Source organism: Allobosea sp. 10N428 (assembly GCF_056394545.1).
On sequence record NZ_JBFTIC010000001.1, the window covers coordinates 598,189 to 621,838 of the forward strand.

The window sequence follows — 23,650 nt, forward strand, 5'->3', positions numbered from 1 at the left end:
GCCTGCGGAAAAGACGGCGGCGGCAGCGCTTATGCCTGCCGCCCTTGTTTCTTATCGGAGCGTCAGAGAAACCGTCGCCAGCGGCGAGAGTTTCGTCACGACCTCGCCCTTACCGGGCGAGAGCACGCCGCCGCAGAGGCTGCCGGTGGTGATGATCTGCCCGGCGCGCAGACTCCCGAGGTTATCGTGCTGGCGATTGGCCCAGGCCAGGAAGGGCACCATCGGATCGCCGTTGCCGTGGACGGCGGGCTGGTCATAGATCGTCACCCCGTTGAGCGAGATGAAGCAGCCGAGACCGGTGAGGTCATCGAGCGTCTTGATGTCGACCTCCGGGCCGAGGAAATAGCCGCCATGGCCCATCGCATCGGCGAGCCAGAGCGGAAAGGCGACCTTGCCGTGCCAGTTGGCGAGGCGGCTCTCGACGATCTCGATGCCGAGATAGGCCTTGTCGCAGCAGGCGAGCAGCTCCGGCCGCGAATAGGGCTGGGCCGGGCGGAAAGGCACGTCCCGTGTGAGCCGGAGCGCGAGTTCGATCTCGACGCGAAGCTCCGCCCCGATGGCGCCCTCGTAGACGTCGCCCGGCGCGAGATAGGGGCCGGGCATCAGGCCCGCGATCGCCGTGCCGTCCTCGGCGATGCCGACCTTCCAGCCGGCCTCCGGCAGGTTGAGCGCCCGAATGACGGCCGCCTGCGTCACGTGTCCATCAGCGATCGAATCCGGCACCGGCAGGGCTGCCGTCTCGATCAGGGAGCGGTCGCGGCGGGCCCGGACGAGCGCATCGCGCACGGTCTCGACAGTGGTCGGCATGGAATTCCCTCAGCATCGGGCAAGGCGGAGCGCCTTCGCCCTGCTAACGCAGCACCCAGAACGCGACAAGGCGCGCTGCGAAAAGGGGCCTATGCGATGGAACCTCCGGCCTTCTTCCCGGTTGCCGAAATATGACCTTGAAGCATCACCGTTTTCCGGGAGCGTTTGCGCTCGGGCTTGTCGGACTGGCGCTGGTCTCCAGTGGAATCGTCCGCGCTCAGCAGCCGATTCCCGCGCAGGACTTCGTCACGCAGACGGCGGTCGCCAACATGTTCGGCATGGAGTCCGCGACGCTCGCCCTGCACAAAACCAATTCCGCGGCTATCAAGGATTTCGCCCATCGCCTCGCCGACGATCATGCCGCGGCGACGAGCAGCCTGCGCCGCATCATTTCCAAGCGTTCCGACATCGCCCTGCCCGATCGCCCCGACGGCAAGCATCTCGACCTGTTGCGTGACCTCTCCGACAAACAGGGCGCCGATTTCGACAGGGCCTATGTCGATGCCCAACGCAGCGCGCACCATGAATCGACCGTCTTGATGGAACGCTACGCCGGCGAGGGTGCCGACCCGGAACTGAAGAGCTTCGCCGCCCAGACGCTGCCGGTGTTCCGCGAACTTGAACGAAAGGCGAGAGAACTTCCGGCGCCGTAGAATGGCCCGGCGTATCCGTCAGGCCTTGGATCGTTGGGCCGCATCGCGTTCGTAGACCGCGAGGAAGGCCTTGCCCATCAAGGAGCTTTCCGTCCCGATCAGAGTCCGAAGCACCTCGGCCCGGATCGCCTGAATCCGCCCGTTGTCCGGCGTGGCAGCGCCGGCAAGTTCCGCCAGCTCGACGGCCAGCCGTGTCTGCCCTTGCCCCGCAAGAACTTGGGCTCGCGCGGCCAATTTGTCCGCGCCACCGGCGAGACCGGCCAGTTCGGCTGCCAGTTCCGCCGCGGGGGCGGGTTTGAGGTGCGCCGCGCTCCCGTCAAACCAGCCGGCATAGAAGTGATAGATGCCCCGGACGAGGAATTCCGGATCGTCGTATTTCGCGAGGAGATAGGGCTTCGCCAGATACTCCGCCGGCACCTTCACGCCATGCAGGATTTCGTCGAGCGTGGCCCCCCGGTTCAGCAGCGCGAGCGTCTCGCGCACGAGATGCTCAAGCGCCTCGGCACCGTCCTGGAGCATCTGCCTGGCCCGTTCCGCGCCGAAGACCACCGGCCCGTGCCCGGGGATCAGGATGTCGGGTGCGAGTTGCTCCATCCGTCGCAAGGCCGAGGCCCATTCTGCTGCGTAGCGCTGGACCTTTCGCGGATTTCCGGCATTGGGGAACACCCAGATCACGAAATCGCCGCTCGCCAGCACGCGCCGCTCCGGCAGCCAGACAAAGGTCGCGTCGTCCGTCTCGCCCCGGCCGTGGAAGAGCTCGATCGGCTCGCCGCCGATCGCGAGGGACAGCCTGTCGTCATAGACCTCGTCCGGCCGGCGCTGGCCGATCGGATAGACGTAGCCGGGCTTGTCGAATTGCTGGCCCTGAACGAGGCTGTTGAAGCCGTGAGTGTCCTCGTAACGCTGCATGCGCCGCGCGACATTGCGGTGGGCGACGATCCGCGAGCGCGGCCATCCTCGCGCATCCGCCTCCTCATCGATGACCTTGATGCCGCTGGTATGATCGATATGGCCGTGGGTGAAGATCACGGTATGGATTGGGCCATCGTCCCAGGAGCGGATGACGTCCAAGGTCTGTTTGGCGGTGTCGGGCTTGGCGGTGTCGATCAGCACGAGGCCCTCCGCCGTGCCGATAGCCGTGACGCTACCGCAGAAATAGGTGGTGTGGACGGTGATGATGTTGTCGTCCACCTGCGTGATCGCGCCATGCGAAACCGCAGCGGTCCACTCTTCCATCGCGGCGGAGCCGTCCCAGAGGCGCTCGAACAACGGGTCCTGTTTCATGCGGGTTCCTCCGGCACAGCCATTCCTGTTTAGCACCATCGACCCGAGGCGACAGGCCGCCGGCGCCCCCTGCTGACAACCAGCGTCAGCGGCCCTCCTGACACCATCCCCGGCAAAGCGGAAACGCCTGCCCCACCCGGCCTCTTCGCCTCTGGACATCCCGGCCCAAAGCCCTGCAAGAAGCGGGCGGACGCCGCGGCTTGAAGATCGCGCGTGTGATGAGAAACGTTCGGGAGAAGCAGATAATGAAATCGCTCTGGGTCATGGCCGCACTCGGCGCCGCCCTCAGCCTGCCCGCGCAGGCGCAGGACAAGGTCAAGCTGGTCGACGTCATCGAATTGTCGGGCGCGGGCGCCGCCGCCGGCACCAACTGGAAGAACGGCGCCGACATGGCCGCCGCCGACATCAACGCCAAGGGCGGCATTCTCGGCAAGCAGGTCGAGATCGTCCATTACGACACGCAGACCAATCCGGGGAACACGCGCGCCGCCGTGCAGCGCGCCATCGACGAGAACGCCTACGCCATCCTCGGCCCGATCTTCTCGGGCCCGATCGGCGCTTCCATGCAGATCTCGCAGCGTGCCGAAATCGCCCAGATCGTCGGCGGCGAGGCGGCCGGCTTCACCCGCCAGGGCAACCCCTACATCTTCCGCACCTCGATCAGCCAGGCGGCGGCAATGCCGAAGATCGCGAAGTACCTGAAGGACACCGTCAAGGCGGGCTCGATCGCCGTGGTCTGGGTCAATAACGACTTCGGCAAGGGTGGGCGCGACACCATCCTGCCCGAGCTTGAGAAGGCCGGCATCAAGGTCGCCGTCGACGTCTCGACCGAGCAGGGTCAGGCCGATTTCACCGCCGACGCGATCAAGGTGAAGAACGCCAATGCCGATGCCGTCTTCGTCTATCTGAACGAGGAGGAGAGCGCCCGCTTCCTACGTGCCGCCAAGCAGCAGGGCATCACCAAGCCGATGATCGGCGAGACCACCCTGCTCGGCGCGAAGGTGCTGGAGCTCGCGGGTGACGCCGCCAACGGCGCGAAGGGCCATGTCGGCCTTTCCACCGACGCGCCGATCCCCGCATTGCAGGAATTCGGCAAGCGCTACCGCGAGAAATACGGCTTCTCCTCCGACCATAACGGCGTGAAGGGCTACATGGCCGTCTTCATGGTGAAATGGGCTACCGAGAAGCAGAAGAAGCTCGACAAGAAGGGCGTGGCCGACACGCTGCGCGGCGCCACGATCAAGGCGAGCGAGGAGCCGGGCATCCTGATGGATACCGTCATCGAGCAGAACGGCGACCTCGACCGCGAGAGCTTCCTCGCCGAAGTCGTGAACGGCAAGCAGGTGATCAACACCACCCTGCCGCGGATCAAACCGTAGCTACCGGACGTCATTCCCGGGCGGCGCGCTGCGCCGACCCGGGAATCTCGTGACGTAAACGCTGGTTTCCGAGATGGCCGGGTCAAGCCCGGCCATGACGCCAGTCGACCGAGACAAAATCAGCCATGGCCGAATTCATCGCCTATCTCATCGCCGGCATTGCCACGGGCGCGATCTACGCGCTCGCTGCGATCGGCTTCACGCTGGTCTGGCAGACCTCGCAGACGATCAACTTCGCGCAGGGCGAGTTCGTCATGCTGCCGGCCGTGCTGATCCTGCTCGCGGTCAAGCTCTTCGGCCTGCCGCTCTGGGCCGGCGGCCTCATCGGCATCGCAGTCTTCCTGCTGATCTTCGGTGCGGGCTTCAAGCTCGTCGTCGTCGATCCGATGATCAAGCATGGCGTGCTGCCGCTCGCCATCGCCACCATGGCGCTCTCGATCATCATGAAGGAAGGCGCCAAGGATGGTTTCTCGGCGGAGGCGCAGAGCTTCCCCTCGCTGGTCCCCACGGACATGATCAACCTGCTCGGCGTATCGATCTCGCTGCAGCATCTCGCGATCATCGTCGTCGCCTTCGCCGCCATCGGCCTGCTGCAATGGTTTGTCGGCAGCACGAAGCTCGGCCGGCAGATGCAGGCGACGGCGCAGAACCCGACCGTCGCGCGCATTCTCGGCATTCCCGTCGAGCGGATGGTGCTGCTGACCTTCCTGCTCAACGCAGCGCTGGCCGTCGTCGCCTCGCTGCTGATCTCGCCGATTTATCTGGCGAAGTTCTCGAATGGCGAGACCATCGGCCTCTTCGCCTTCATCGCGGCCATCGTCGGCGGCTTCAACCAGGTGCGGGGCGCGCTGGTCGGCGGGCTGCTGATCGGCGTCGCGGATTCGCTCGCCGCCGCCTACATCTCGACGCAGTACAGGCTCGCCGTGCCGCTGGTGCTGCTCGTCATCATCATCCTGATCAAGCCGGAAGGGTTGATGGGCCGCAAGGAGGAGCGCCGGGTATGAGCGCCCCTGCCGTCCAGAATTCCGCAGCTTCGCGTCGCCCGGCCCGCCGGATCGATGCCGCGCTGATCGCGCTCGTCCTCGGCGCCGTCATCCTCTGGTTCGCCCCGGTCGGGATGGGCCGCTACGGCACCTATGTGCTCTCGCTCTGGCTGGTGATGAGCATCGGCGTGATGGGGCTCAACCTGACGCTCGGCTATGCCGGGCAGAGCTCTCTGGCGCAGGCCGCCTTCATGGGGCTCGGTGCCTATGCCACAGCGATCCTGACCACGAAATACGGCGTGAGCTGGTACGCCGCCTTCGCGTTGTCGGGCCTGCTGACCTTCGCGGTCGGCCTCCTGCTCGGCTTCCCGGCGCTGCGGGTGCGGACACATTACCTCGCCTTCGTGACGCTCGCCTTCTCGACGCTGATCTGGCTGCTCATCCGCAACGAACAGTGGCTGACCGGCGGCGTCTACGGCATCTCCAACATCAACCGGCCTGATTTCTTCGGCATCAAGCTGTTCGGCGCGCTGGAATTCCACCGCTTCGTCGTGCTCGTCACGCTGATCCTGTCGCTGAAGCTGTGGTGGCTGGTGCGCTCGCCCTGGGGCCGCGCCTTCACGGCGCTCCGCGAGAATCCGGTCCGCGCCGCGAGTCTGGGCATCGATACGCGCGCCTATACGCTGCTCGCCTTCGCCATCGGCTCGGCTTATGGCGGTTTCGCCGGCTCGCTCTACGCGCCGCTGGTCGAGTTCATCGACCCCTCGCCCTTCTCGCTGTCGCAGAGCCTGTTCCTGCTGCTGATGGTCGTTGCGGGCGGCTCCGGCTATCTGTTTGGGCCCTTCGTGGGGGCGCTGCTCGGCGTCGTGCTGCCGGAATGGCTGCGCTTCGCCGGCTCGCTCTACCTCATCATCTTCGCGACGATCGTGCTCGCATTGCTGGTCATCTGCCCGCAGGGCGTCTGCGGCCTCATCGAGCGCGGCTGGCTCGCATTGCGGCGCAATACGGGAGGCGCCCAATGAGCCCGGTCCTCGAAGTCCGCGACCTGCACAAGGCCTTCGGCGGCATCAAGGCCGTGAACGGCGTCTCCTTCTCGGTCAGGGAAGGCGAAATCCTCGGCATCATCGGGCCGAATGGCTGCGGCAAGTCGACCCTGTTCAACTGCATCCTCGGCCAGCTCGAACCGACGCAAGGCGCGGTGAAGCTCGACGGTCTCGATGTCACCAACATGCGCCCGTCCGCGCTCAACCGGCTCGGCGTCAGCCGCACATTCCAGCTGCTGCAGGTCTTCCCCGAATTGTCGGTGCGCGAGAACCTGATCCTCGCCGGGCAGGAGCATCAGGGCTCGATGCTCGGCCGCCTGTTCGGTGCGCGCGATGCAGGTCTCTCCGACAAGGCCCAGCAGATGATCGGCTTCTTCAAGCTCGGGCATCTCGCTGACGCCAAGGCGGGCGGCCTATCCTATGGCCAGCAGAAGCTGCTCGACGCGGCGATGGCTTTCATGGCGGGACCGCGCCTTGTGCTGCTCGACGAGCCGGCCGGCGGCGTCAACCTCACTATGCTGGGCGACCTTAAGGAACGCCTGCGCGCCATCAACGCCGAGCAGGGCGCGACCTTCGTGGTGATCGAGCACAACATGGATTTTGTGATGTCGCTCTGCACGCGGGTTATCGTGCTGGCCGAAGGCAAGGTGCTGGCGGAGGGAACGCCGGCCGAGGTGCGGGCCAACCCGGCCGTGATCGAAGCCTATCTGGGACACTAGGGAACGTCATGCTCGGGCTTGATCCGAGCATCTCCTGCAAGAGATTCTCGGGTCTGCGCTGCGCTTCGCCCGAGAATGACGCGGAAGAGGGCGACAAGGAATGACCACCCCCATCCTCGAACTCGACGGCGTAGTCGGCGGCTATGGCGCCATGACCATCCTGAACGGCACCAGCTTCGCGGTGAAGCGGGGCGCGATCACTACCGTGATCGGGCCGAACGGTGCCGGCAAGTCGACCGTGTTCAAGGCGATCTTCGGGCTGCTCAAGCTGCGCGAGGGCCACATCCGCTTCGACGGCCGCGACATCACCGGCTGGAACCAGCGCAAGCTGCTCGAAGCCGGCATCTGCTATGTTCCGCAGGGCCGCAATATCTTCCCGGAGCTGTCGGTGCGCCACAATATCGAGCTCGGCGCGGTTGCCGCCGGCTCCGGCATCACCGATATGCCGCAACGGCTTGAGGCGGCGCTCGACCGCTTTCCGGCTCTCAGGCGCAAGGCTGACCAGCAGGCTTCGACCCTCTCCGGCGGCGAGCAGAAGCAGCTCGAAATCGTGCGCGGCCTGCTGCTCGACCCCAAGCTCGTGCTGATCGACGAGCCCTCGATCGGCCTCTCCCCGCTGATGGTGCAGGAGACCTTCGGCATCCTCAGGGAGTTGCGCGCCAAGGGCGTCTCGATCCTCATGGTCGAGCAGAACGCCCGCTCGGCGCTGGAGATTTCCGACGAGGGGTTGGTGCTCGAACTCGGTCGCACCCGCATGCAGGGACCTGCGGCGGAGATCCTAGCGGATCCACGTATTGGCCAGCTCTTCCTCGGCGGCACGCTGAGCGAAGTGGCCTGAACGGCGCCCGAATATCCTCCTCGTCATTGCGAGCGCAGCGAAGCAATCCAGGGGGAGCGGAAGCGGCATTTTGACAGCGGCGCCCTCTCCTGTCGGGATGGCGCCGGATCACGAGACCGGAGCTTGCGCCATGAAGATTCGCGCCGCCGTCCTGAACGCGAGCCCGGTTGCGGCGCCTTATGCGCAAAGCCGCCCGCTGCGGATCGAAGAACTCGACCTCGCCCCGCCCGGCCGCGACGAGGTGCTGGTCAGGGTCCGTGCTGCCGGGCTCTGCCATTCCGATCTCTCGGTCATCAACGGCAACCGCCCGCGCCCGGTGCCGATGGTGCTCGGCCATGAGGCCGCAGGCGAGGTCGTCGAGACCGGCGAAGGCGTCGATGACCTCAAACCCGGCGACCGGGTGGTGATGGTGTTCGTGCCTTCCTGTGGCCATTGCGCGCCCTGCGCCGAAGGCCGCCCTGCCCTCTGCGAGCCCGGCAATGCCGCCAATGGGCGCGGCGAGATGCTGGGCGGTGGGCGACGGCTCTCCATCCATGGGCAGCCGGTGCATCACCATATCGGCGTCTCGGCCTTCGCCGAGCATGCCGTGATCTCGCGCCGCTCGCTGGTCAAGGTCGAGGCCGATATCCCGCATGAGATCGCAGCGCTGTTCGGCTGCGCCGTTTTGACCGGGGTCGGCGCCGCCGTGAATACGGCGCGGATCAAGGCGGGCGAGACGGTTGCGGTTGTCGGTCTCGGCGGCGTCGGGCTCTCCGCGCTGCTCGGCGCCATCGCGTGCGGCGCCTCGCGGGTGATCGCCGTCGATCTTGCAGACGACAAGCTCGAACTGGCGCGGGCGCTCGGTGCGACCGACACCTTCAATGCCGGCGCTCCGGACGTCATCGAGGCGATCAAGCAGGCAACGAGGGGCGGCGTCGACCACGGGCTGGAAATGGCCGGCTCGGTGAAGGCGCTCGACCTCGCCTATCAGGTCACCAAACGCGGCGGCACGACGACGACAGCCGGCCTCGCCAACCCCGCCCATACACTCTCGCTTTCGCCGGTGCGGCTTGTCGCGGAGGAGCGGACGCTGAAGGGCTCCTATGTCGGCTCCTGCGTACCTTCGCGCGACATCCCGCGCTTCATCGAGCTCTACCAGCGCGGAAGTCTGCCGGTGGACCGGCTCTGGACCAGCTCGGGAAGCCTCGACGAGATCAACGAGGGATTTGACGCGCTGAACGAGGGCCGGACGATCCGGCACATCGTCAGGATGTGACATCCGCCGTCATGCTCGGGCTCGACCCGAGCATCTCGTGACGATGGAGGCCCGGAGCCTCATCCGGCCAGAGATTCTCGGGTCGACCTACGGTCGCCCGAGAATGACGGCCGCCGGCCTCACCCGTGCTTGTGCACGATGGTCTTGGTCACCGCGAACTCCTCCAACGCGATGAAGCCTTTCTCGCGACCGTGCCCGCTCTTGCCGGTGCCGCCAAAGGGCAGCTCAATGCCGCCGCCGGCGCCATAGCCGTTGATGAAGACCTGGCCGGCGCGGACGCGCTTGGAGACGCGCTGCTGGCGCCCGCCATCCTTGGTCCAGACCGCAGCGACGAGGCCGTAATCGGTGCCGTTGGCGGCCTTGATCGCATCCTCCTCGTCGTCGAAGGGGAAGGCCGCGAGCACGGGGCCGAAGACCTCGTCCTGCTCAAGCCGGTTGCCGCGCGGCACCGGGCCGAACAGGGTCGGCTGCACATAGAAGCCGCCATTCGGCACGCCCTGCGCGATCTGGCCCTGCGCGATCACCGGGATGCCGGCCTCGCGGCTCTGATCGATGAAGCTCTGGACGCGGCCGCGCTGCTTGGCGTTGATCACCGGGCCACAGTCGAGGTCCATCTCCGGCGTGCCGGCCCGGAGTTTGGAAAATTCCTTGGCGACCGCGGAGATGACGTCGTCATAGATCGACTTCTGCACCAGCAGGCGGCTACCGGCCGAGCAGGTCTGCCCGGTGTTCTGGACGATCGCCTTGCAGGCGATCGGCACGAAGGCGTCGATATCGGCATCCTCGAAGACGATCTGAGGCGACTTGCCGCCGAGTTCCAGCGTGCAGGGGATGAGATGCTCGGCGCAGGCGTGCTGCACCATCTTGCCGACCTCGGGCGAGCCGGTGAAGGACATGAAGCCGATGCCGTGATGGGCGGAGAGCGCCGCACCCGCCTCATGGCCGCGGCCCGCAACGATGTTGATGGCGCCGTCGGGGAAGCCGACCTCGCTCGCCAGCTCCGCGAGGCGGAAGGCGGTGGCACAGGCATCCTCGGCCGGCTTGAGAACCACCGCATTGCCCATGGCAAGCGAGGCGGTGAGGGAGCGGCCGATCATCTGCGCCGGATAGTTCCAGGGCAGGATGTGGCCGGTAACACCATGGGGCTCATGGATGACGCTGACATGATATCCGTTCAGGAAGGGAATGACGTGGCCGTGTACCTTGTCGGCGGCGCCGCCATAGAATTCGAAATAGCGAATGGTGGCGTCGATATCGGCACGGGCCTGGCTCATCGGCTTGCCGGTGTCGCGGGCTTCCAGCTGGGCGAGTTCGTCGAAATGATCCTGCACCTTGAGCGCAAGCTTCGAGATCAGGCGCCCACGCTCTGCTGCCGTCAGCTTGCCCCAGGCGCCGTCGAAGGCGGCGCGCGCAGCCGTGACCGCGGCGTCGATATCCGCGGCGTTTCCGCAGGCGATGCGGGCGAACTCCTCGCCGGTCGCGGGGTTCAGCTTGGCGATGGTTTCGCCAGTCTGGCCAGGCACATACCGGCCATTGATGAAATGTTGATTCATGTTCGTTCCCGATCGCTCTGGCCGAAGGCGCAGCCCCGGCGGAATCGGCAGGCAAGCTGCCGGCTGGCGGCCTTCGTTGCAAGGCGGTAGCGATCCGGGCTCCCCCGCAACAGGCGCAGGGCCGGGCTGCCAAGGCAGATTTGACAGCGCCGCAGGGCATCGTTCTCCTCTGCGCGCAACCGAAGGATGAGGTCCGGATCGACCATGACACAGGCGCTCGAAGGTATCGTGGTGGTCGCGCTGGAGCAGGCGGTGGCCGCTCCCACGGCGACCTGCAAGCTCGCGGATGCCGGGGCGCGCGTGATCAAGCTCGAACGACCAGAGGGCGATTTCGCGCGCGGCTATGACGGCTTCGCCAAGGGGCAATCCTCCTATTTCGTCTGGATCAACCGCGGCAAGGAATCCTGCCGCGTCGACCTGCGACGACCAGAGGATCTGGCGCTGGTGGAGGCGATGATCGCCGGCGCGGACGTCTTCATCCAGAACCTTGCTCCCGGCGCTGCGGAGCGTCTTGGCCTCGGCAGCGCGACGCTCCGCCAGCGTCACCCGCGGCTGATCACTTGCGACATCTCCGGCTATGCGCCGGGCACGCCGCACGAGCTTCGCAAGGCCTACGACCTGCTGATACAGGCCGAATCGGGGCTCGCTGCGATCACCGGCACGGCCGATTCCGGTCCCTCAAGGATCGGCATCTCGATCGCCGACATCGCCACCGGCCAGGCGGCCTATGCCGCCATCCTGGAGGCGCTGCTGCGGCGGGCCCGCACCGGCGAGGGTTCCGCGATCGCGCTGTCACTCTTCGACACGCTCGCGGAGCTGATGAACGTGCCCTACATCACGCGCCGGCATGGCGGGATCGAGCCTGCGCGCATCGGCCTCGCCCATCCCTCCATTGCGCCGTACGGCGTCTTTTCGCTGCTCGATGGGGAGGTGCTGATTTCGATCCAGAGCGAGCGGGAATGGCGCGTCTTCGCCCGCGACGTGCTGGAGAGCCCGGAGCTTGCGAGTGATCCGCGCTATGCTTCCAACGTCCTGCGGGTCGGGGCTCGCGCCGCGCTCGACGGCGAGGTTCAGATACGCCTCGGCCAGCGCCGTTTCGCGGACGTCACCGCCGCGCTCGACCGGCATGCGATCGCCTATGGCACGGTCTCGACGGTCGGCGGTCTGATCGCGCATCCGGCAGCCACGGCTGTGCCGGTTCCGACCCCGAACGGGCCCGTCGAGATGCTGGCACCGCCGATCATCGTCGATGGCCGGCGCGTCGCGATGCGGCGGGTCCCCGCGCTCGGCGAGCATGATGCGGCGCTGCGGGCGGAATTCGCCGGCGCCGTGACGGCGACCGCCATCTGATCCGCCGCTTTCAAGCGGGCGAGACGAAAGGCTGCGAAACGTCCCGCAACACCGGCAACACTTCGAGCGCGGCGGCATGCGCCGCCAGTGCCGGGATATCCTCCTCCGCGACCAAGCCCGGATGCGCCTCCCTGATGAAGCGCAACGAGACAGCGACGGCGATGTCGGCATGGCTCATCGAACCGCCGAACCAACAGGGAGAAGTGCGGCTCGCCCGGTCACGCTCGAGCGCAGCGAGCGTCGAAAGGATCTGGCCGCTGCAACGATCCGCCCAGACGGCCGAGACCTCCTTGTGAAGCCGCAACTCGTAGAACAGGCTGACGGCCTTCTCGGCTGCGCCCATGGCGAGCGCGACGACAGCAAGGATATGGCGACGCGTCGGACCGGCGCGCGGGCAAAGCGCGCGTTCCTCCCCGGCCAGTTCATCGAGGCAGTCGATGATGCTGACGCTGTCGTAGAGGACCTCGCCATCGTCGAGCACCAGCGTGGGCACCCGCATCAGCGGATTGAAGGCGCGGACCTGATCGCCTTCGCCGAAGACGGACCAGGGCCGATGCTCGAAGGCGAGGCCATAGAGCGCCAGCGTGATGCCGACGCGGCGGACGAAAGGCGAGTCGTACTGGCCGATCAGGATCATGGCGGGCCTCGTTCATCATGTTCCGAAACGACGACGGGGCCTGCATCTTTCCCCTGTCATGGGCTTGCCGCAATGCTACCGTCCTGCTCCGTTGCGCGAAGCGGGAGCAGGGCATGGCACAAGGTCGTCGGGCGCGAGGTCACTATCTCAACCGGCGCGAGACGCTGAAGGCCGGAGCCGCAATCGTCGCGAGCGCCGCCCTGCCCGCTTCCGCCCAGACGCCGGCGCGGCTCAAACTGCGGGTGCTTGAAACCACCGATCTCCACGTCAATGTCGTGCCCTACGACTATTTTCGCGACGGGCCGGACGACACCGTCGGCCTCGCCAAGACCGCGAGCCTGATCAAGGTGGCGCAGGGCGAGGCGAGGAACAGCCTGCTCTTCGACAACGGGGATTTCCTGCAAGGCTCCTCGCTCGGCGACTATGTCGCCTACAAGAAGGGGCTGAAGGCCGGCGAAACCCATCCGATGCTCGCCGCAATGAACGCCCTGCCCTATCTCTGCGGCACCCTCGGCAACCACGAATTCAACTACGGGCTGGAGTTCCTCGATCACGGTCTCGCCAAGGCCGAATTCCCGCTGGTCTGCGCCAATATCGAGCGGGTCGGCGGCGGGACACTGGCCGATGCCTGGCGCCTGTTCGAGCAGAGTTTCGAGGACGAGGCAGGCAACCGGCATGTGCTGCAGATCGGCGTGATCGGCTTCGCGCCGCCGCAGATCATGCAATGGGACAAGGCGAATATCGACGGCAAGCTCGTCGCGACCGACATCGTCGATGCGGCCGAGAAGCATATGCCAGACCTGCTCGACGCCCAGCCCGATCTCGTCATCGCCCTCTGCCACTCCGGCATCGCCGGTGGCGCGAGACACGGCATGGAGGAGAACGCGGCGCTGCATCTTTCGAAGGTCGAGGGCATCGACGTCATCCTGACCGGCCATCAGCATCTGGTCTTCCCCGGCGGCAAGGCCTTCGACGGCATTGCGGGCGTGGACAACGTCAAGGGCGCGCTCAACGGCAAGCCGGCATGCCAGCCGGGCTTCTGGGGCTCGCATCTCGGCATCGTCGATCTCGAACTGGAGAAGCGCGGCGAGCGGTGGCGAATCGCGGATTTCAAGGTCGAGGCAAAGCCGATCTACGAGCGCACGCCGGACCGCAAGATCGTGCCCAAGGCCAGTGCGGAGCCGGCGATCCTGGCGACGGTGAAGGCCGACCACGAGGCGACGCTCGCCTATATGCGCGAACCGGTCGGCAGCACCGCCTCCCCGATCAACTCCTACTTCGCCCTGGTGGCGGACGACCCATCGATCCAGATCGTCGCCGAGGCGCAGATCGCCTATGCCAAGCCATTGATGGCGCAGACGCGCTGGAAGGACCTGCCGATCCTTTCGGCGGCAGCTCCGTTCAAATCGGGCGGGCGCGCCGGTCCGTCCTTCTACACCGACATCCCGGCCGGGCCGCTGGCCCTGAAGAACATCGCCGACATCTACCTCTACCCGAATACGGTGCAGATCGTGAAAGTCACCGGCACCGAGATCAGGGAATGGCTGGAACGCTCGGCCGGGATCTTCAACCGCGTCGATCGTGCGAAGACCGAGGAACAGCCGCTGATCAACCCGGCCTTCCCGGCCTTCAACTTCGATGTCATCGACGGCGTCACCTATCGGATCGACGTCACACAACCCTCGCGCTACGACAATGACGGCAAGCTCGTCGCACCGAATGCGCACCGCATCATCGATCTCGCCTTCGCGGGTCAGCCGATCGACGATCAGGCCGGTTTCCTCGTCGTCACCAACAATTACCGCGCCTCCGGCGGCGGCAATTTCCCGGGCACAAAGACGACGGTCGTTCTGGAAGCGCCGGACCTGAACCGCGACGTCATCGTCCGCCACATCGTCGGGCAGAAGGCGATCGAGCCGAAGGCGGACGGCAACTGGTCGCTGGCGCCGTTGCCCGCGGGCGTCAACGTCACATTCACGACCTCGCCGGCGGCCGCCGGCAAACTGCCGGCGAGCCTGAAGGCCGACCCCGCGGGCGAAAACGCGGAAGGTTTCATGAAGTACCGACTGGAAGCAAAAGCCTGAATACTAAGCAGAATTTGCATAAATTATCGGCGAACCCGCAGAAATCACATACCGTTCCTTAATAGGTTTTTATCGAGAATGGAGCGTTCGTCGGGTCAATTCGGACCTGATGACAGGGCGCTCCCATGATCGTTGATGTTCATGAAAACGACATCGCGATGAAATCCGAACTGGTGGCAGCGCTTTACGCGACACCGGGCACGATTCTCATCGGCACCGTAACCGTCACGGCGGTCATGATCGCGGCCGGGCTTTTGACCGGCAACGACTCCGTCTTCTATGCGATGGCCGCCGCCATGGTTGGTATCGGCTGCTTCCGCCACATTTCGCACCACCACTACAAATCCATCCACCTCGCATCTGCGAGCGTCGGCGATATCGACCGCCTCGAGAAGCTCGCGATGGCCGGTGCCTGGTCGACGGCCGCCTTGATCGCAGCCTTCGGTGCCTACGCGATCCTGCGCTACACCCATGATCCCGTCGCGGTGCTAGCGATCGCCCAGACCATCGGTTATCTCGCCGGCATATCCGGGCGGAACAGCTCACGGCCGATGATCCCCCGCGTGCAGGTTCTCGCAGCGGCAGCGCCGTTCACGCTGGCCCTGCTCTGGACGAAGGACCCGGCCTATCTCATCATCGCGCTATCGGTGGCGCTGACCGCCGTGCTGACATTCTCCAGCGCGCAAGTGATCCATCGAATCTTCCTTTCCCGGCTGCGCTCGATGCGCGAGCTGGAGCATCTCGCCGTCAACGACACGATCACCAGCCTCTACAATCGCCGCGGCTTCATGCGCGAGATCCGGACCATGGCGGCGGCCGGCGGTCCCGTGACGTTGATCTCGATCGATATCGATCGCTTCAAGGGCATCAACGACAGCCTTGGCCACGATGTCGGCGACGCGCTGCTGAAGGCGGTCAGCGAGACGCTGATCGCGGAATTCGAACCCTGCGACATCGCAGCCCGCACCGGGGGCGACGAATTCATGGTCGCGACCACGCGCAGCATCGACGGCGCGACAGCGCTGGCGGCCAGGCTCGTCATGCTGCTCGCGAGCCAACGCTTCATCGGCGGGCGCTACATCACTGCGACGGCCAGCATGGGGATTGCGCCCGCCGGTTGCGCGCCCTCGATCGAGGAGGCGCTGAAATGCGTCGATATCGCGCTGTATCGCGCCAAGCTCGACGGCAGGAACCGCTTCGTCGTGTATACCGCCGCCATTCGCGACGAGCATGAGGACAGCCTGGCGCTCGAAACCGAACTGCGGGAGGGGCTGCGCCGCGGCGAGTTCGAGCTGCAATTCCAGCCGATCTACAATCCGCGCTCCGGCTCGGCGACGCTGGTCGAGGCGCTGCTGCGCTGGAACCATCCTCACCGCGGCATGGTGCGCCCCGATATCTTCATTCCGTTGGCCGAACGGACGGGCCTTATCACCGTGCTCGGTTCCTGGGCGCTCGGAGAAGCCATGCGGACCGCCCAGTCATGGCCGCGCAGCGTCGGCGTCAGCGTCAACGTCTCGGCGCGTCAGTTCGATCATGGCCACGATCTCGTCGGCACGGTCGAGGCGCTGATCCGGATGAACGGCATCGAGCCGGCGCGCCTGACCATCGAGATCACCGAGAGCTCGCTGATCGACGACCCCGCCCATGTCGTCTCCCGCCTGATCGCGCTGCGGAAGCTCGGTGTGCGGATCGCGCTCGACGATTTCGGCACCGGCTACTCCTCGCTGAGCTATCTGGCGCATCTGCCGATCGACACCATCAAGATCGACCAGGCCTTCACGCAGGAAGTAGGCACCTCGCGCAAGGCCGATTCGCTGATGAACGCGATCACCCAGCTCGCACACGACCTCGAACTGCGCCTGATCGTCGAGGGCGTGGAAACGCAGGAGCAGCTCGAAATCATCAAAAAGCATGCCGTCCATGGCATTCAGGGGTTTGTTTTCGCTCGGCCGATGACAGCGGAGGAATTGCTGCCCATGATCGGCACTCGTGTAGCGACGGGACGGACGAGGGCAGCACGCTCACGCTCCGGCTGGCGCAAGTCGGATCGCTTCAGCCAGTTTGCCTGAAACGCTCCGGCCGCAGACGCCCGCGCGAGCCGGAGGCCTTGGATGCAGCGCCCGAACTATCCGAGCGGGAAGGATCTGCTGAGCGCCGACGCCGTTTCGCGCTTCGACCTCGACGACATCATCGAACGCGCCGAGCGGCATCTGCGCGAGGAGGAGATGGAAAAGGCAGGGCTTCCGCTTCCAGAGCAGCCGCCGGCGCCGCGGAGGCGCCCGAAGGTGATCGCCACCCTGTTCGACCAGCGCAGCACGCGCACGCGGCTCGGCTTTCAGGCAGCCTCCGCCCGGCTCGGCCACCAGTCGATCGACGCCTACGACACCGATCGCAGCCGCATCGGCAACACCACCGGCGAATCCATCGAGGACCATATCCGCACCGTCGAGCTCTATAGCGACCTGCTCGTGGTCCGCTCGCATCTGGAGGACATGCCCTATCGCGTCGGGCGGCTGAGCTACCTGCCCGTCATCAACGCCGGCAACGGCGCCGACGAGCATCCGAGCCAGGCCCTCGTCGACATCTTTTCCATCCGGCAGATGCGCGGCGACATCGAGACGCTGAGCATCGCCCTGTCGAGCGATACGCGGGCGCGCTTCGCCGTCTCCTTCGTCAAGATGCTGCGGATCTGCCCGCCCAGGCGCTTCACCCTGTGCTGCCTGCCCGATGTGCCGATCAATCCGGCGATGCGCGAGGCGATGACCGTGCTCTCCGACCTCGGCACCGCGGTCGGCACCGTTCACGACATCCGCCACACGCTCGATCATGACGTTCTCAGCATCCAGATGCAGGATATGAGCAAATTCGCGCATGCCTCGCTCGGCACTGAGGCCGTCGATAAGGAAAAAGAGAGCGAGCCCTTCACCCTCACCGCCCGCAAGATCCTGGATGCCCGCTCGGACACTCTGATCCTCAACCCTCTCCCGCGCTTCTCGGAGCTCGACCCCTCATGCGACAGCCTTCCGAACGCAGGCTATTTCCGCCAGGTTCAGCTTTCGGTGCCGATGCGGATGGCCATCCTGGAGCGCATGCTGCTGGGCATTCCCTGGACCGGCCAGGCCGACAATTTCCGGCGTTCTTCGGGTGGATGAGCGCCTATCTCGCCTCCTACCTCGCCATCGCCGTGTCGATCCGCCTTCTCGCGGGCTATCTCACCATCATCGAAATCGGCCTGCTGCGCTCGATCGGCAGCCTGGCCATCGCCGGCTCGATCGTCTGGGCGAGCGGCAGCGGCCGGCAGCACGGCTTTTTGCCCGCGAAACCGCGAGACGACATCCTCCGCAGCGTGCTGCATCTGGCCGGCTCGCTGGCGCTGATCTGGAGCCTGTCGCATCTGCCGCTGGCGCTGGTCACCACCATCGAGTTCACCGGGCCGCTTTTCGCGGGAGTGCTGCTGTTCCTGACGCTTCGCCGACGACCGGGTACGATCCCCGCGCTGGGCCTGGCGCTCCTCGCGATCGGCATCAGCCTGTTGCTGCTGAAGCTGAATGCCGTTCCCAATAGCGACATCGCGATCGCAATCGCAGCCGTCGCCGTCCTGACCACCACCAACCTCATGCTGGCCAGCCTCGCCGCCAATCGCAGCACCTTGTCGATCGTGTTCCTGATGCATGCGATCCAGCTGCCGCTCTACCTGCTCCTCTGGCTCTCCGTCCCGGAGCGGTGGTCGCCGCCGCCGCAGCCCTATCGACTCGCCTTCCCAGCGCCGGAACTGGCGGTGATCGGCGGGGCTGTGCTGGCATTGATCGTCGGCGGCTTCGTCTCGCAGGCTGCGCTGGCCAATGCATCGCGCCACGGCACGCCGCTCCAGCTGTGCAGCGCCGACACGTTGCGCGTGCCGCTGATCACGCTGGCGGCCTATTTGATTCTGGCGGAGCTGCCGCCGAAAGATCTGCTTCTGCCGGGGCTTGTGGTCCTGTGCGGCGTCATCGTCGCCAGCCTGCCGCAGCAGGCTGGCTCCCGGGTGCGCCGTGGTCTGAACGATATGCCCGGCCGGCTCTCGCGGGTCAGTTCGCGATCTCGAAGACCACGTTGACCTGCGTGCGATAGGCATTCTCGCCGGCCGCCAGCGGCACGAAGGCATCGCTTGCCGCCATCTTCATCGGCCCGCCATAGGGCATCGGACGCGGCAGGCTCGACTGCTCCTCGATCGTCAGGATCCGGCCGAGCTTGATGTCGGCCGCTTCCGCCAGCGTCCTGGCCCGGGCGACGGCGTCGGCGACCGCGAGCTTGCGCGCTTCCGTCAGCGTCGGCTTGAGATCGTCCTTCACGAAGACGATGCCGCCGCCCTGGTTGACGCCCAGCGTCACGGCCTTGTCGAGGATGGAACCGGCGTCCGCCAGCTTGCGAACGCGAACGGTCAGACCATTGCTGACGGCATAGCCGGTGATCTTAGGCTCGACATTCCGATCCTTGGCCGGCTGGGCGAAGCGCGGCTGGATGCTCAGGCCCGAAGTCTGCAGGTCGCGCTCGGCGATGCCGGCCTCCTTCAGCGCCGCCAGCACCTGCTTCATCGCCTCGCTGCTGGCGGTGAGCGCGGTGCGCGCCGTCTCGCCCTCGCGCAGCACGGTCAGGTTGAGGATCGCCATGTCGGGCGCAACGCTGACCTCGCCCTCGCCGGTCACGCTGATGCGCGCAGGCTGCTGGCCGGGCGGGTTCTGCTGGGCCATCGCAGGGGCGGAGAGCAATGCGGCTGCGCCGACAAGCACGGTCCCGGCCAGAGCGAAGGCAAGGCGGTTCGACATGATGACTCCTCGTTCACGCCCGGCCTCTATGGCCGAGCGCATCATCGGAGCAGGGACATCTTGTCGAAATTATCACGACGAGGCCCGCAAACCCCGCGGATGGAGCGTCCGGGAGGGCCGGGATGACGAAGCGCGAAGATGGACGAATTGTAACTTTGATCTGATACGCCGCCCTCATAGATTGTAGTGATTCTAATCTAGGAGAGTGCCTTTGACCTCCGTCCCGATCGCCGCTCGAGAATCCTATGACCCAATCGCGCGGTTTCTCCACTGGTCGATGGCGCTCCTGATCGTCCTGGCCTTCGTACTCGGACTGACGATCGATGCCTTCCCCAGCGACTGGAAACGGGCAGCGATCGAGAGTCACAAGGCCATCGGCATCCTGCTGATCGTCTTGCTGGTCGCGCGCTGCGCGTGGCGTCTGACACATCGCCCACCCGAACCGGAGGCGTCGTCGCCTCTCCTCGCGGTCGCAGCGCGCCTCGGTCATGCCGGCTTGTACGTGCTGATGCTCGTCGTCCCGGTGATCGGCCTCGTCTATGCGATCAAACGCGGGCAAGGGCTCGATCTCGGCCTGTTCAGCATCCCGCCCCTGGCTGCGCCCGCACCGCGCGCCGAGACGCGGCCCATTCGCGCATGGCATGAATGGGCATCATACGCGCTCATCGCGCTGGCGGTGCTGCATGCGATCGCCGCGCTCTGGCATCATACGGTCCGCCGGGACGATACGCTTCGCCGCATGTTGCCGCTTCGGTAAGGAGCCCCCCTGATCCCCGCGCACCCTATCGACATAAAGCGCCGATCTATCCCGTCGTCTGGGCATCACCCCTCCACCAGCCGGCGCGCGATGACCTGCGCCTGGATCTCGGCGGCGCCCTCGAAGATGTTGAGGATGCGGGCGTCGCAGAGCACGCGGCTCACCGGATATTCCAGCGCGAATCCGTTGCCGCCATGGATCTGGAGAGCGTTGTCGGCCGCTGCCCAGGCGACACGGGCGCCGAGCAGCTTGGCCATGCCGGCCTCGAGATCGCAACGCCGCTCGGCATCCTTCTCGCGGGCGGCGAAATAGGTGAGCTGGCGCGCGATCAGGATCTCGGCCGCCATCATGGCGAGCTTGTCGGCGACGCGTGGGAAGGCGATCAGCTTCTTGCCGAACTGGATGCGTTCCTGCGCATAGCGCAACCCCAGATCGAAGGCCGACTGCGCCACGCCGATGGCGCGGGCCGCGGTCTGGATGCGCGCAGCCTCGAAGGTCTGCATCAACTGCTTGAAGCCCTGCCCCGGCACGCCGCCGAGCAGGTTCTCGCCCTTGACCGCGAAGCCGTCGAAGGCGAGCTCGTATTCCTTCATGCCGCGATAGCCGAGCACCTCGATCTCACCGCCGGTGAGGCCGGCGACGGGGAAAGGATCCTCGTCGTTGCCGCGCGGCTTCTCGGCGATCAGCATCGACAGGCCCTTGTAGCCGGGTTCCGAGGGATCGGTGCGGACAAGCAGCGTCATGATGTCGGCGCGGACGGGATGAGTGATCCAGGTCTTGTTGCCATAGACCTTCCAGACAGCATCCGCCCCCTCGCCTTCCTGCACTGCCTTGGTGCGCAGCGACGCGAGATCCGAGCCGGTATTGGGCTCCGTGAAGACGGCTGTCGGCAGGACTTCGCCGGAAGCGATCTTCGGCAGCCAATGCTCCTTCTGCGCGTCAGTTCCGCCGCAGAGGATGAGCTCGGCCGCGATCTCCGAGCGGGTGCCGAGCGAACCGACGCCGATATAGCCGCGCGACAGCTCCTCCGAGACGACGCACATCGAGACCTTCGACAACCCCATGCCGCCGAACTGCTCGGGGATGGTCAGGCCGAAGACGCCGAGCTCGGCCATTTTCTCGACGACCGGCAGGGGGATGTATTCGTTGGCGAGGTGCCATTCATGGGCGTGGGGCGTGACCTCCGCGGCGCAGAAGCGGCGCATCTCGGAGCGGATCGCCTCCAGCGTCTCGTCGAGGCCGGGATTGCCGACGCTGTGGGAACCGTCGCTCTGGCTGAACAGGGCGACGAAGCGGGCGCGGTTCTCCGGGGTGTTGCCCTCGGCGATCAGCGCCTCGGCCGCATCCGAGCGGGCGGCTGAAACAGCCTTCTGCGAGAGGCCGAGCGCCGACAGGCGCACAATCTCGCCCTGGCTCATCGGGATGCCGCCAAAGATCTGGGCGGCGTATTCGCCGGCGCCGATCCGCAGAGCATAGTCCTCGACGGCGCCGTAGCGCTCCTCGGCCTGAAGGCGCTCGCCATAGGCCTTGAGTTCGCGCAGCGCCGTGACATAGGTCGCAAGCCAGGACAGCCCATGGGCGGCATGCTGCTCCGCCTCGAGCCGAGCCGAGGAAATCCGGCCGTCGACGAGCACTTTCTGCCGCACCGCGGCGACAGCCTCCTCGAACAGCCCCTCGAAGCCCGGCAGCGCAGCGGCAATCAGCGCGACCGCATCGGCTCGAGCCTCGGTTTTAGCGGCGGTGTTGGCGCTCATCGTTTCGGCCTCCCTTTGTTGCGACGCAGCATAAGAGGAGTTCCGGCGAAACCGAAATCCTCCTTTTTGCGGAGGAGCCTGCAATGACCGCCAGCCTATTTGCGGCTGGCGAGCGCCACGCCGAGAACGGTCACCGCCATGCCGCCGATCTGAAACGGAGTCAGCGTCTCGCCGAAGAGCATCCAGGCTTCCACGGCGACCAATGCCGGCACCAGATAGAGAAAGGTCGCGATGCGCGAGACCTCGCCGCGGCGGATCATGAACAGATAAAGCCAGATGCTGCCGATCGACAGCACGATGACCGACCAGGCGAGGACCAGCAGCATGGTCAGGTTCCATTCGATCCGCATCGGCTCGAACAGAAAGGCGAAGGGCACGACGATCAGCGCCGCCGCCGTGTATTGGATCGCGGTCATCGTGCGCAGATCCCCGGAGACGATCCGCGCCTTCTGATAGAAGGACCCGAAAGTCACCGCGAACATGCCGCCGATATTAATGAGCATCGGTGCGAGAACGCCCCAGAGCGCAGCCGGCTCGACGCCGGCGAGTTGCGGCTCCAGCACCAGCGCGATGCCGAGGAAGCCGCAGGCGATGCCGAGCCAGCGGATGCCGGAAATCCGCTCTCCGACCAGGGCCGGCGCAAACAGTGCCGTCAGGATCGGCTGCAATCCCGCGATCAGCCCGGAGATGGCCGCCGGCAGCCCGTGGCGCACGGCCCACCAGACACCCGCAAGATAGATGCCGTGCAGCAGGATGCCGGTGACGGCGATGTCCAGCACGGCGCGTCTTCCGCGCGGCCAGGGCGCGCCGGTCGCGAGCGCCATCGCGGTCAGGAGGGCGGCAGCGCAGGCAAACCGGACGACGAGGAAGGTCAGGGCATCGGCATAGCGCGCCGAATAGCCGGCAACCACCCAGCCCGTGGACCACAGGAAGGTGAAGAGCAGCGGCATCGCGCGCAGAAGCAGGGGCGGCATGGGAACCCGCGAGGCAAACGGAAACGGCCGTCTCTAGCCCGGTTCCGCTGGACGCGACAGGCCGTCAGCGCCGCCAGGCCATGCCGGAGCCGCCTGTCAATCCCGGTCCGGAGCGCCCGGCGGGAAGAGCTTGCGGTAGGGCCGCGCCTCGTCGACCGCACGGGCGACGGAAGGCCGGGCCAGGAGGCGGGCCCGATAAGCGCGGGCGTGGCCGAAGGCCGTGTCGATCTCATGGACCCAGTCGGCATAGAACAGTGACGGAGCAGCCGCGCAGTCGGCCAAGGTGAAAGCCTCACCACAAGCCCATTCGCGCTCGGCCATCGCCGCGTCGAGCCAGCGGTAGGCGTCGTCGAGCTGCTCGCGCGCCTGTGCCACGCCGTAGGGATCGCGCTCGCCGTCCGGCCGCAGATGGTCGAGGACGATCTTCTGCATCGGCGTCATCACGTAGTTGTCGAAAAAGCGATCCATCATGCGCGCTCCAAGCGCGGCCTTGGGATCATCCGGCAGGAGCCGAACCGGCCCCGGATGATGGAGTTCGAGATGCTCGATGATGACGCTCGATTCCGCGATGGTCTCGCCGCGATCAACGAGAACGGGGAAGCGCTTCAGCGGCCACAGGCCAACCCATTCCGCCCCGGTCTCCGGATCATCCGGGCCGAGCACCCGATAGGTGAAGGGCGTCCCGTTTTCGTAAAGCGCGATCAGCACCTTCTGGCTGTAGGACGAGAAGGGATGGGCGTAGAGCGTCAATGTCATGGCTTCCTCCGACCGCTTG

General features: G+C 66.0%; 21 protein-coding genes. 13 read left to right on the top strand and 8 right to left on the bottom strand.

The features are described from left to right. Nucleotides 1-51: 51 nt before the first annotated feature. On the bottom strand, nt 52-807 hold the full coding sequence (locus tag AC1DDA_RS02815; protein WP_476794543.1) for a hypothetical protein: 756 nt from the start codon (nt 805-807) through the stop codon (nt 52-54). A 131-nt stretch (nt 808-938) separates the two neighbouring features. Between AC1DDA_RS02815 and AC1DDA_RS02820 the strand changes: the two genes are divergently transcribed. Beyond that, a complete protein-coding gene (locus AC1DDA_RS02820) occupies nt 939-1,460 on the top strand; it encodes a DUF4142 domain-containing protein (RefSeq protein WP_476794544.1) in 522 nt (173 codons plus the stop codon). 18 nt (nt 1,461-1,478) lie between these two features. Here AC1DDA_RS02820 and AC1DDA_RS02825 read toward each other — a convergent pair whose 3' ends face one another. Further along, nucleotides 1,479-2,744: an alkyl sulfatase dimerization domain-containing protein gene (locus AC1DDA_RS02825; protein WP_476794545.1), complete on the bottom strand. Its 1,266-nt coding sequence runs from the start codon at nt 2,742-2,744 to the stop codon at nt 1,479-1,481. Between the two features lie 245 nt (nt 2,745-2,989). Between AC1DDA_RS02825 and AC1DDA_RS02830 the strand changes: the two genes are divergently transcribed. From AC1DDA_RS02830 to AC1DDA_RS02855, 6 genes are all read left to right on the top strand, one after another. Beyond that, nucleotides 2,990-4,123, top strand: coding sequence for an ABC transporter substrate-binding protein (locus AC1DDA_RS02830; protein WP_476780609.1), 1,134 nt, complete (start codon nt 2,990-2,992; stop codon nt 4,121-4,123). A 125-nt stretch (nt 4,124-4,248) separates the two neighbouring features. After that, nucleotides 4,249-5,127: a branched-chain amino acid ABC transporter permease gene (locus AC1DDA_RS02835; RefSeq protein WP_476794546.1), complete on the top strand. Its 879-nt coding sequence runs from the start codon at nt 4,249-4,251 to the stop codon at nt 5,125-5,127. Further along, a complete protein-coding gene (locus AC1DDA_RS02840) occupies nt 5,124-6,128 on the top strand; it encodes a branched-chain amino acid ABC transporter permease (protein ID WP_476794547.1) in 1,005 nt (334 codons plus the stop codon). The genes AC1DDA_RS02835 and AC1DDA_RS02840 overlap by 4 nt, the downstream gene beginning before the upstream one ends. After that, the gene (locus AC1DDA_RS02845) at nt 6,125-6,868 is read left to right on the top strand and encodes an ABC transporter ATP-binding protein (protein ID WP_476794548.1); all 744 of its coding nucleotides are present in this window, start codon (nt 6,125-6,127) and stop codon (nt 6,866-6,868) included. Before AC1DDA_RS02840 ends, AC1DDA_RS02845 begins: the two co-directional genes overlap by 4 nt. Nucleotides 6,869-6,968: 100 nt before the next feature. Continuing rightward, nucleotides 6,969-7,706 carry an ABC transporter ATP-binding protein gene (locus tag AC1DDA_RS02850; protein ID WP_476794549.1) on the top strand — a complete coding sequence of 246 codons (738 nt, stop codon included), beginning with the start codon at nt 6,969-6,971 and terminating at the stop codon, nt 7,704-7,706. Between the two features lie 130 nt (nt 7,707-7,836). Next, on the top strand, nt 7,837-8,961 hold the full coding sequence (locus tag AC1DDA_RS02855; protein ID WP_476794550.1) for a zinc-dependent alcohol dehydrogenase family protein: 1,125 nt from the start codon (nt 7,837-7,839) through the stop codon (nt 8,959-8,961). A gap of 119 nt (nt 8,962-9,080) precedes the next feature. On the opposite strand, the gene AC1DDA_RS02860 is transcribed toward AC1DDA_RS02855, so the two are convergent. Further along, nucleotides 9,081-10,514, bottom strand: a complete 1,434-nt coding sequence (locus AC1DDA_RS02860) for an aldehyde dehydrogenase family protein (protein ID WP_476794551.1) — start codon at nt 10,512-10,514, stop codon at nt 9,081-9,083. Nucleotides 10,515-10,718: 204 nt separating this feature from the next. Here AC1DDA_RS02860 and AC1DDA_RS02865 point away from each other — a divergent pair, with 204 nt between their 5' ends. After that, complete coding sequence (locus AC1DDA_RS02865; RefSeq protein ID WP_476794552.1) at nt 10,719-11,864, top strand: CaiB/BaiF CoA transferase family protein; 1,146 nt, start codon at nt 10,719-10,721, stop codon at nt 11,862-11,864. 10 nt (nt 11,865-11,874) lie between these two features. Here the strand turns inward: AC1DDA_RS02865 and AC1DDA_RS02870 are convergent, their stop codons facing one another. Then, nucleotides 11,875-12,501, bottom strand: a complete 627-nt coding sequence (locus AC1DDA_RS02870) for a glutathione S-transferase family protein (RefSeq protein WP_476794553.1) — start codon at nt 12,499-12,501, stop codon at nt 11,875-11,877. Between the two features lie 113 nt (nt 12,502-12,614). Between AC1DDA_RS02870 and AC1DDA_RS02875 the strand changes: the two genes are divergently transcribed. The 4 genes from AC1DDA_RS02875 (at nt 12,615) to AC1DDA_RS02890 (ending at nt 18,681) form a co-directional block, all read left to right on the top strand. Further along, nucleotides 12,615-14,585, top strand: a complete 1,971-nt coding sequence (locus AC1DDA_RS02875) for a bifunctional 2',3'-cyclic-nucleotide 2'-phosphodiesterase/3'-nucleotidase (protein ID WP_476794554.1) — start codon at nt 12,615-12,617, stop codon at nt 14,583-14,585. A 158-nt stretch (nt 14,586-14,743) separates the two neighbouring features. Beyond that, a complete protein-coding gene (locus AC1DDA_RS02880; RefSeq protein WP_476794555.1) occupies nt 14,744-16,654 on the top strand; it encodes a putative bifunctional diguanylate cyclase/phosphodiesterase in 1,911 nt (636 codons plus the stop codon). A gap of 42 nt (nt 16,655-16,696) precedes the next feature. Beyond that, a complete protein-coding gene (locus AC1DDA_RS02885) occupies nt 16,697-17,737 on the top strand; it encodes an aspartate carbamoyltransferase (protein ID WP_476794556.1) in 1,041 nt (346 codons plus the stop codon). Then, nucleotides 17,734-18,681, top strand: coding sequence for a hypothetical protein (locus AC1DDA_RS02890; RefSeq protein WP_476794557.1), 948 nt, complete (start codon nt 17,734-17,736; stop codon nt 18,679-18,681). The genes AC1DDA_RS02885 and AC1DDA_RS02890 overlap by 4 nt, the downstream gene beginning before the upstream one ends. Here the strand turns inward: AC1DDA_RS02890 and AC1DDA_RS02895 are convergent. Beyond that, the gene (locus AC1DDA_RS02895; protein ID WP_476794558.1) at nt 18,653-19,390 is read right to left on the bottom strand and encodes an SIMPL domain-containing protein; all 738 of its coding nucleotides are present in this window, start codon (nt 19,388-19,390) and stop codon (nt 18,653-18,655) included. The two genes, AC1DDA_RS02890 and AC1DDA_RS02895, sit on opposite strands and share 29 nt — an antisense overlap. A gap of 211 nt (nt 19,391-19,601) precedes the next feature. Between AC1DDA_RS02895 and AC1DDA_RS02900 the strand changes: the two genes are divergently transcribed. Then, nucleotides 19,602-20,147 carry a cytochrome b gene (locus AC1DDA_RS02900; protein ID WP_476794559.1) on the top strand — a complete coding sequence of 182 codons (546 nt, stop codon included), beginning with the start codon at nt 19,602-19,604 and terminating at the stop codon, nt 20,145-20,147. Nucleotides 20,148-20,212: 65 nt separating this feature from the next. On the opposite strand, the gene AC1DDA_RS02905 is transcribed toward AC1DDA_RS02900, so the two are convergent. The 3 genes from AC1DDA_RS02905 to AC1DDA_RS02915 all read right to left on the bottom strand — a co-directional run bounded on the left by AC1DDA_RS02905 (nt 20,213) and on the right by AC1DDA_RS02915 (nt 23,631). Then, nucleotides 20,213-21,901, bottom strand: coding sequence for an acyl-CoA dehydrogenase family protein (locus tag AC1DDA_RS02905; protein ID WP_476794560.1), 1,689 nt, complete (start codon nt 21,899-21,901; stop codon nt 20,213-20,215). Nucleotides 21,902-21,996: 95 nt separating this feature from the next. After that, on the bottom strand, nt 21,997-22,875 hold the full coding sequence (locus AC1DDA_RS02910; RefSeq protein WP_476794561.1) for a DMT family transporter: 879 nt from the start codon (nt 22,873-22,875) through the stop codon (nt 21,997-21,999). 96 nt (nt 22,876-22,971) lie between these two features. Further along, nucleotides 22,972-23,631, bottom strand: coding sequence for a glutathione S-transferase family protein (locus tag AC1DDA_RS02915; RefSeq protein WP_476794562.1), 660 nt, complete (start codon nt 23,629-23,631; stop codon nt 22,972-22,974). Nucleotides 23,632-23,650 lie beyond the last annotated feature (19 nt).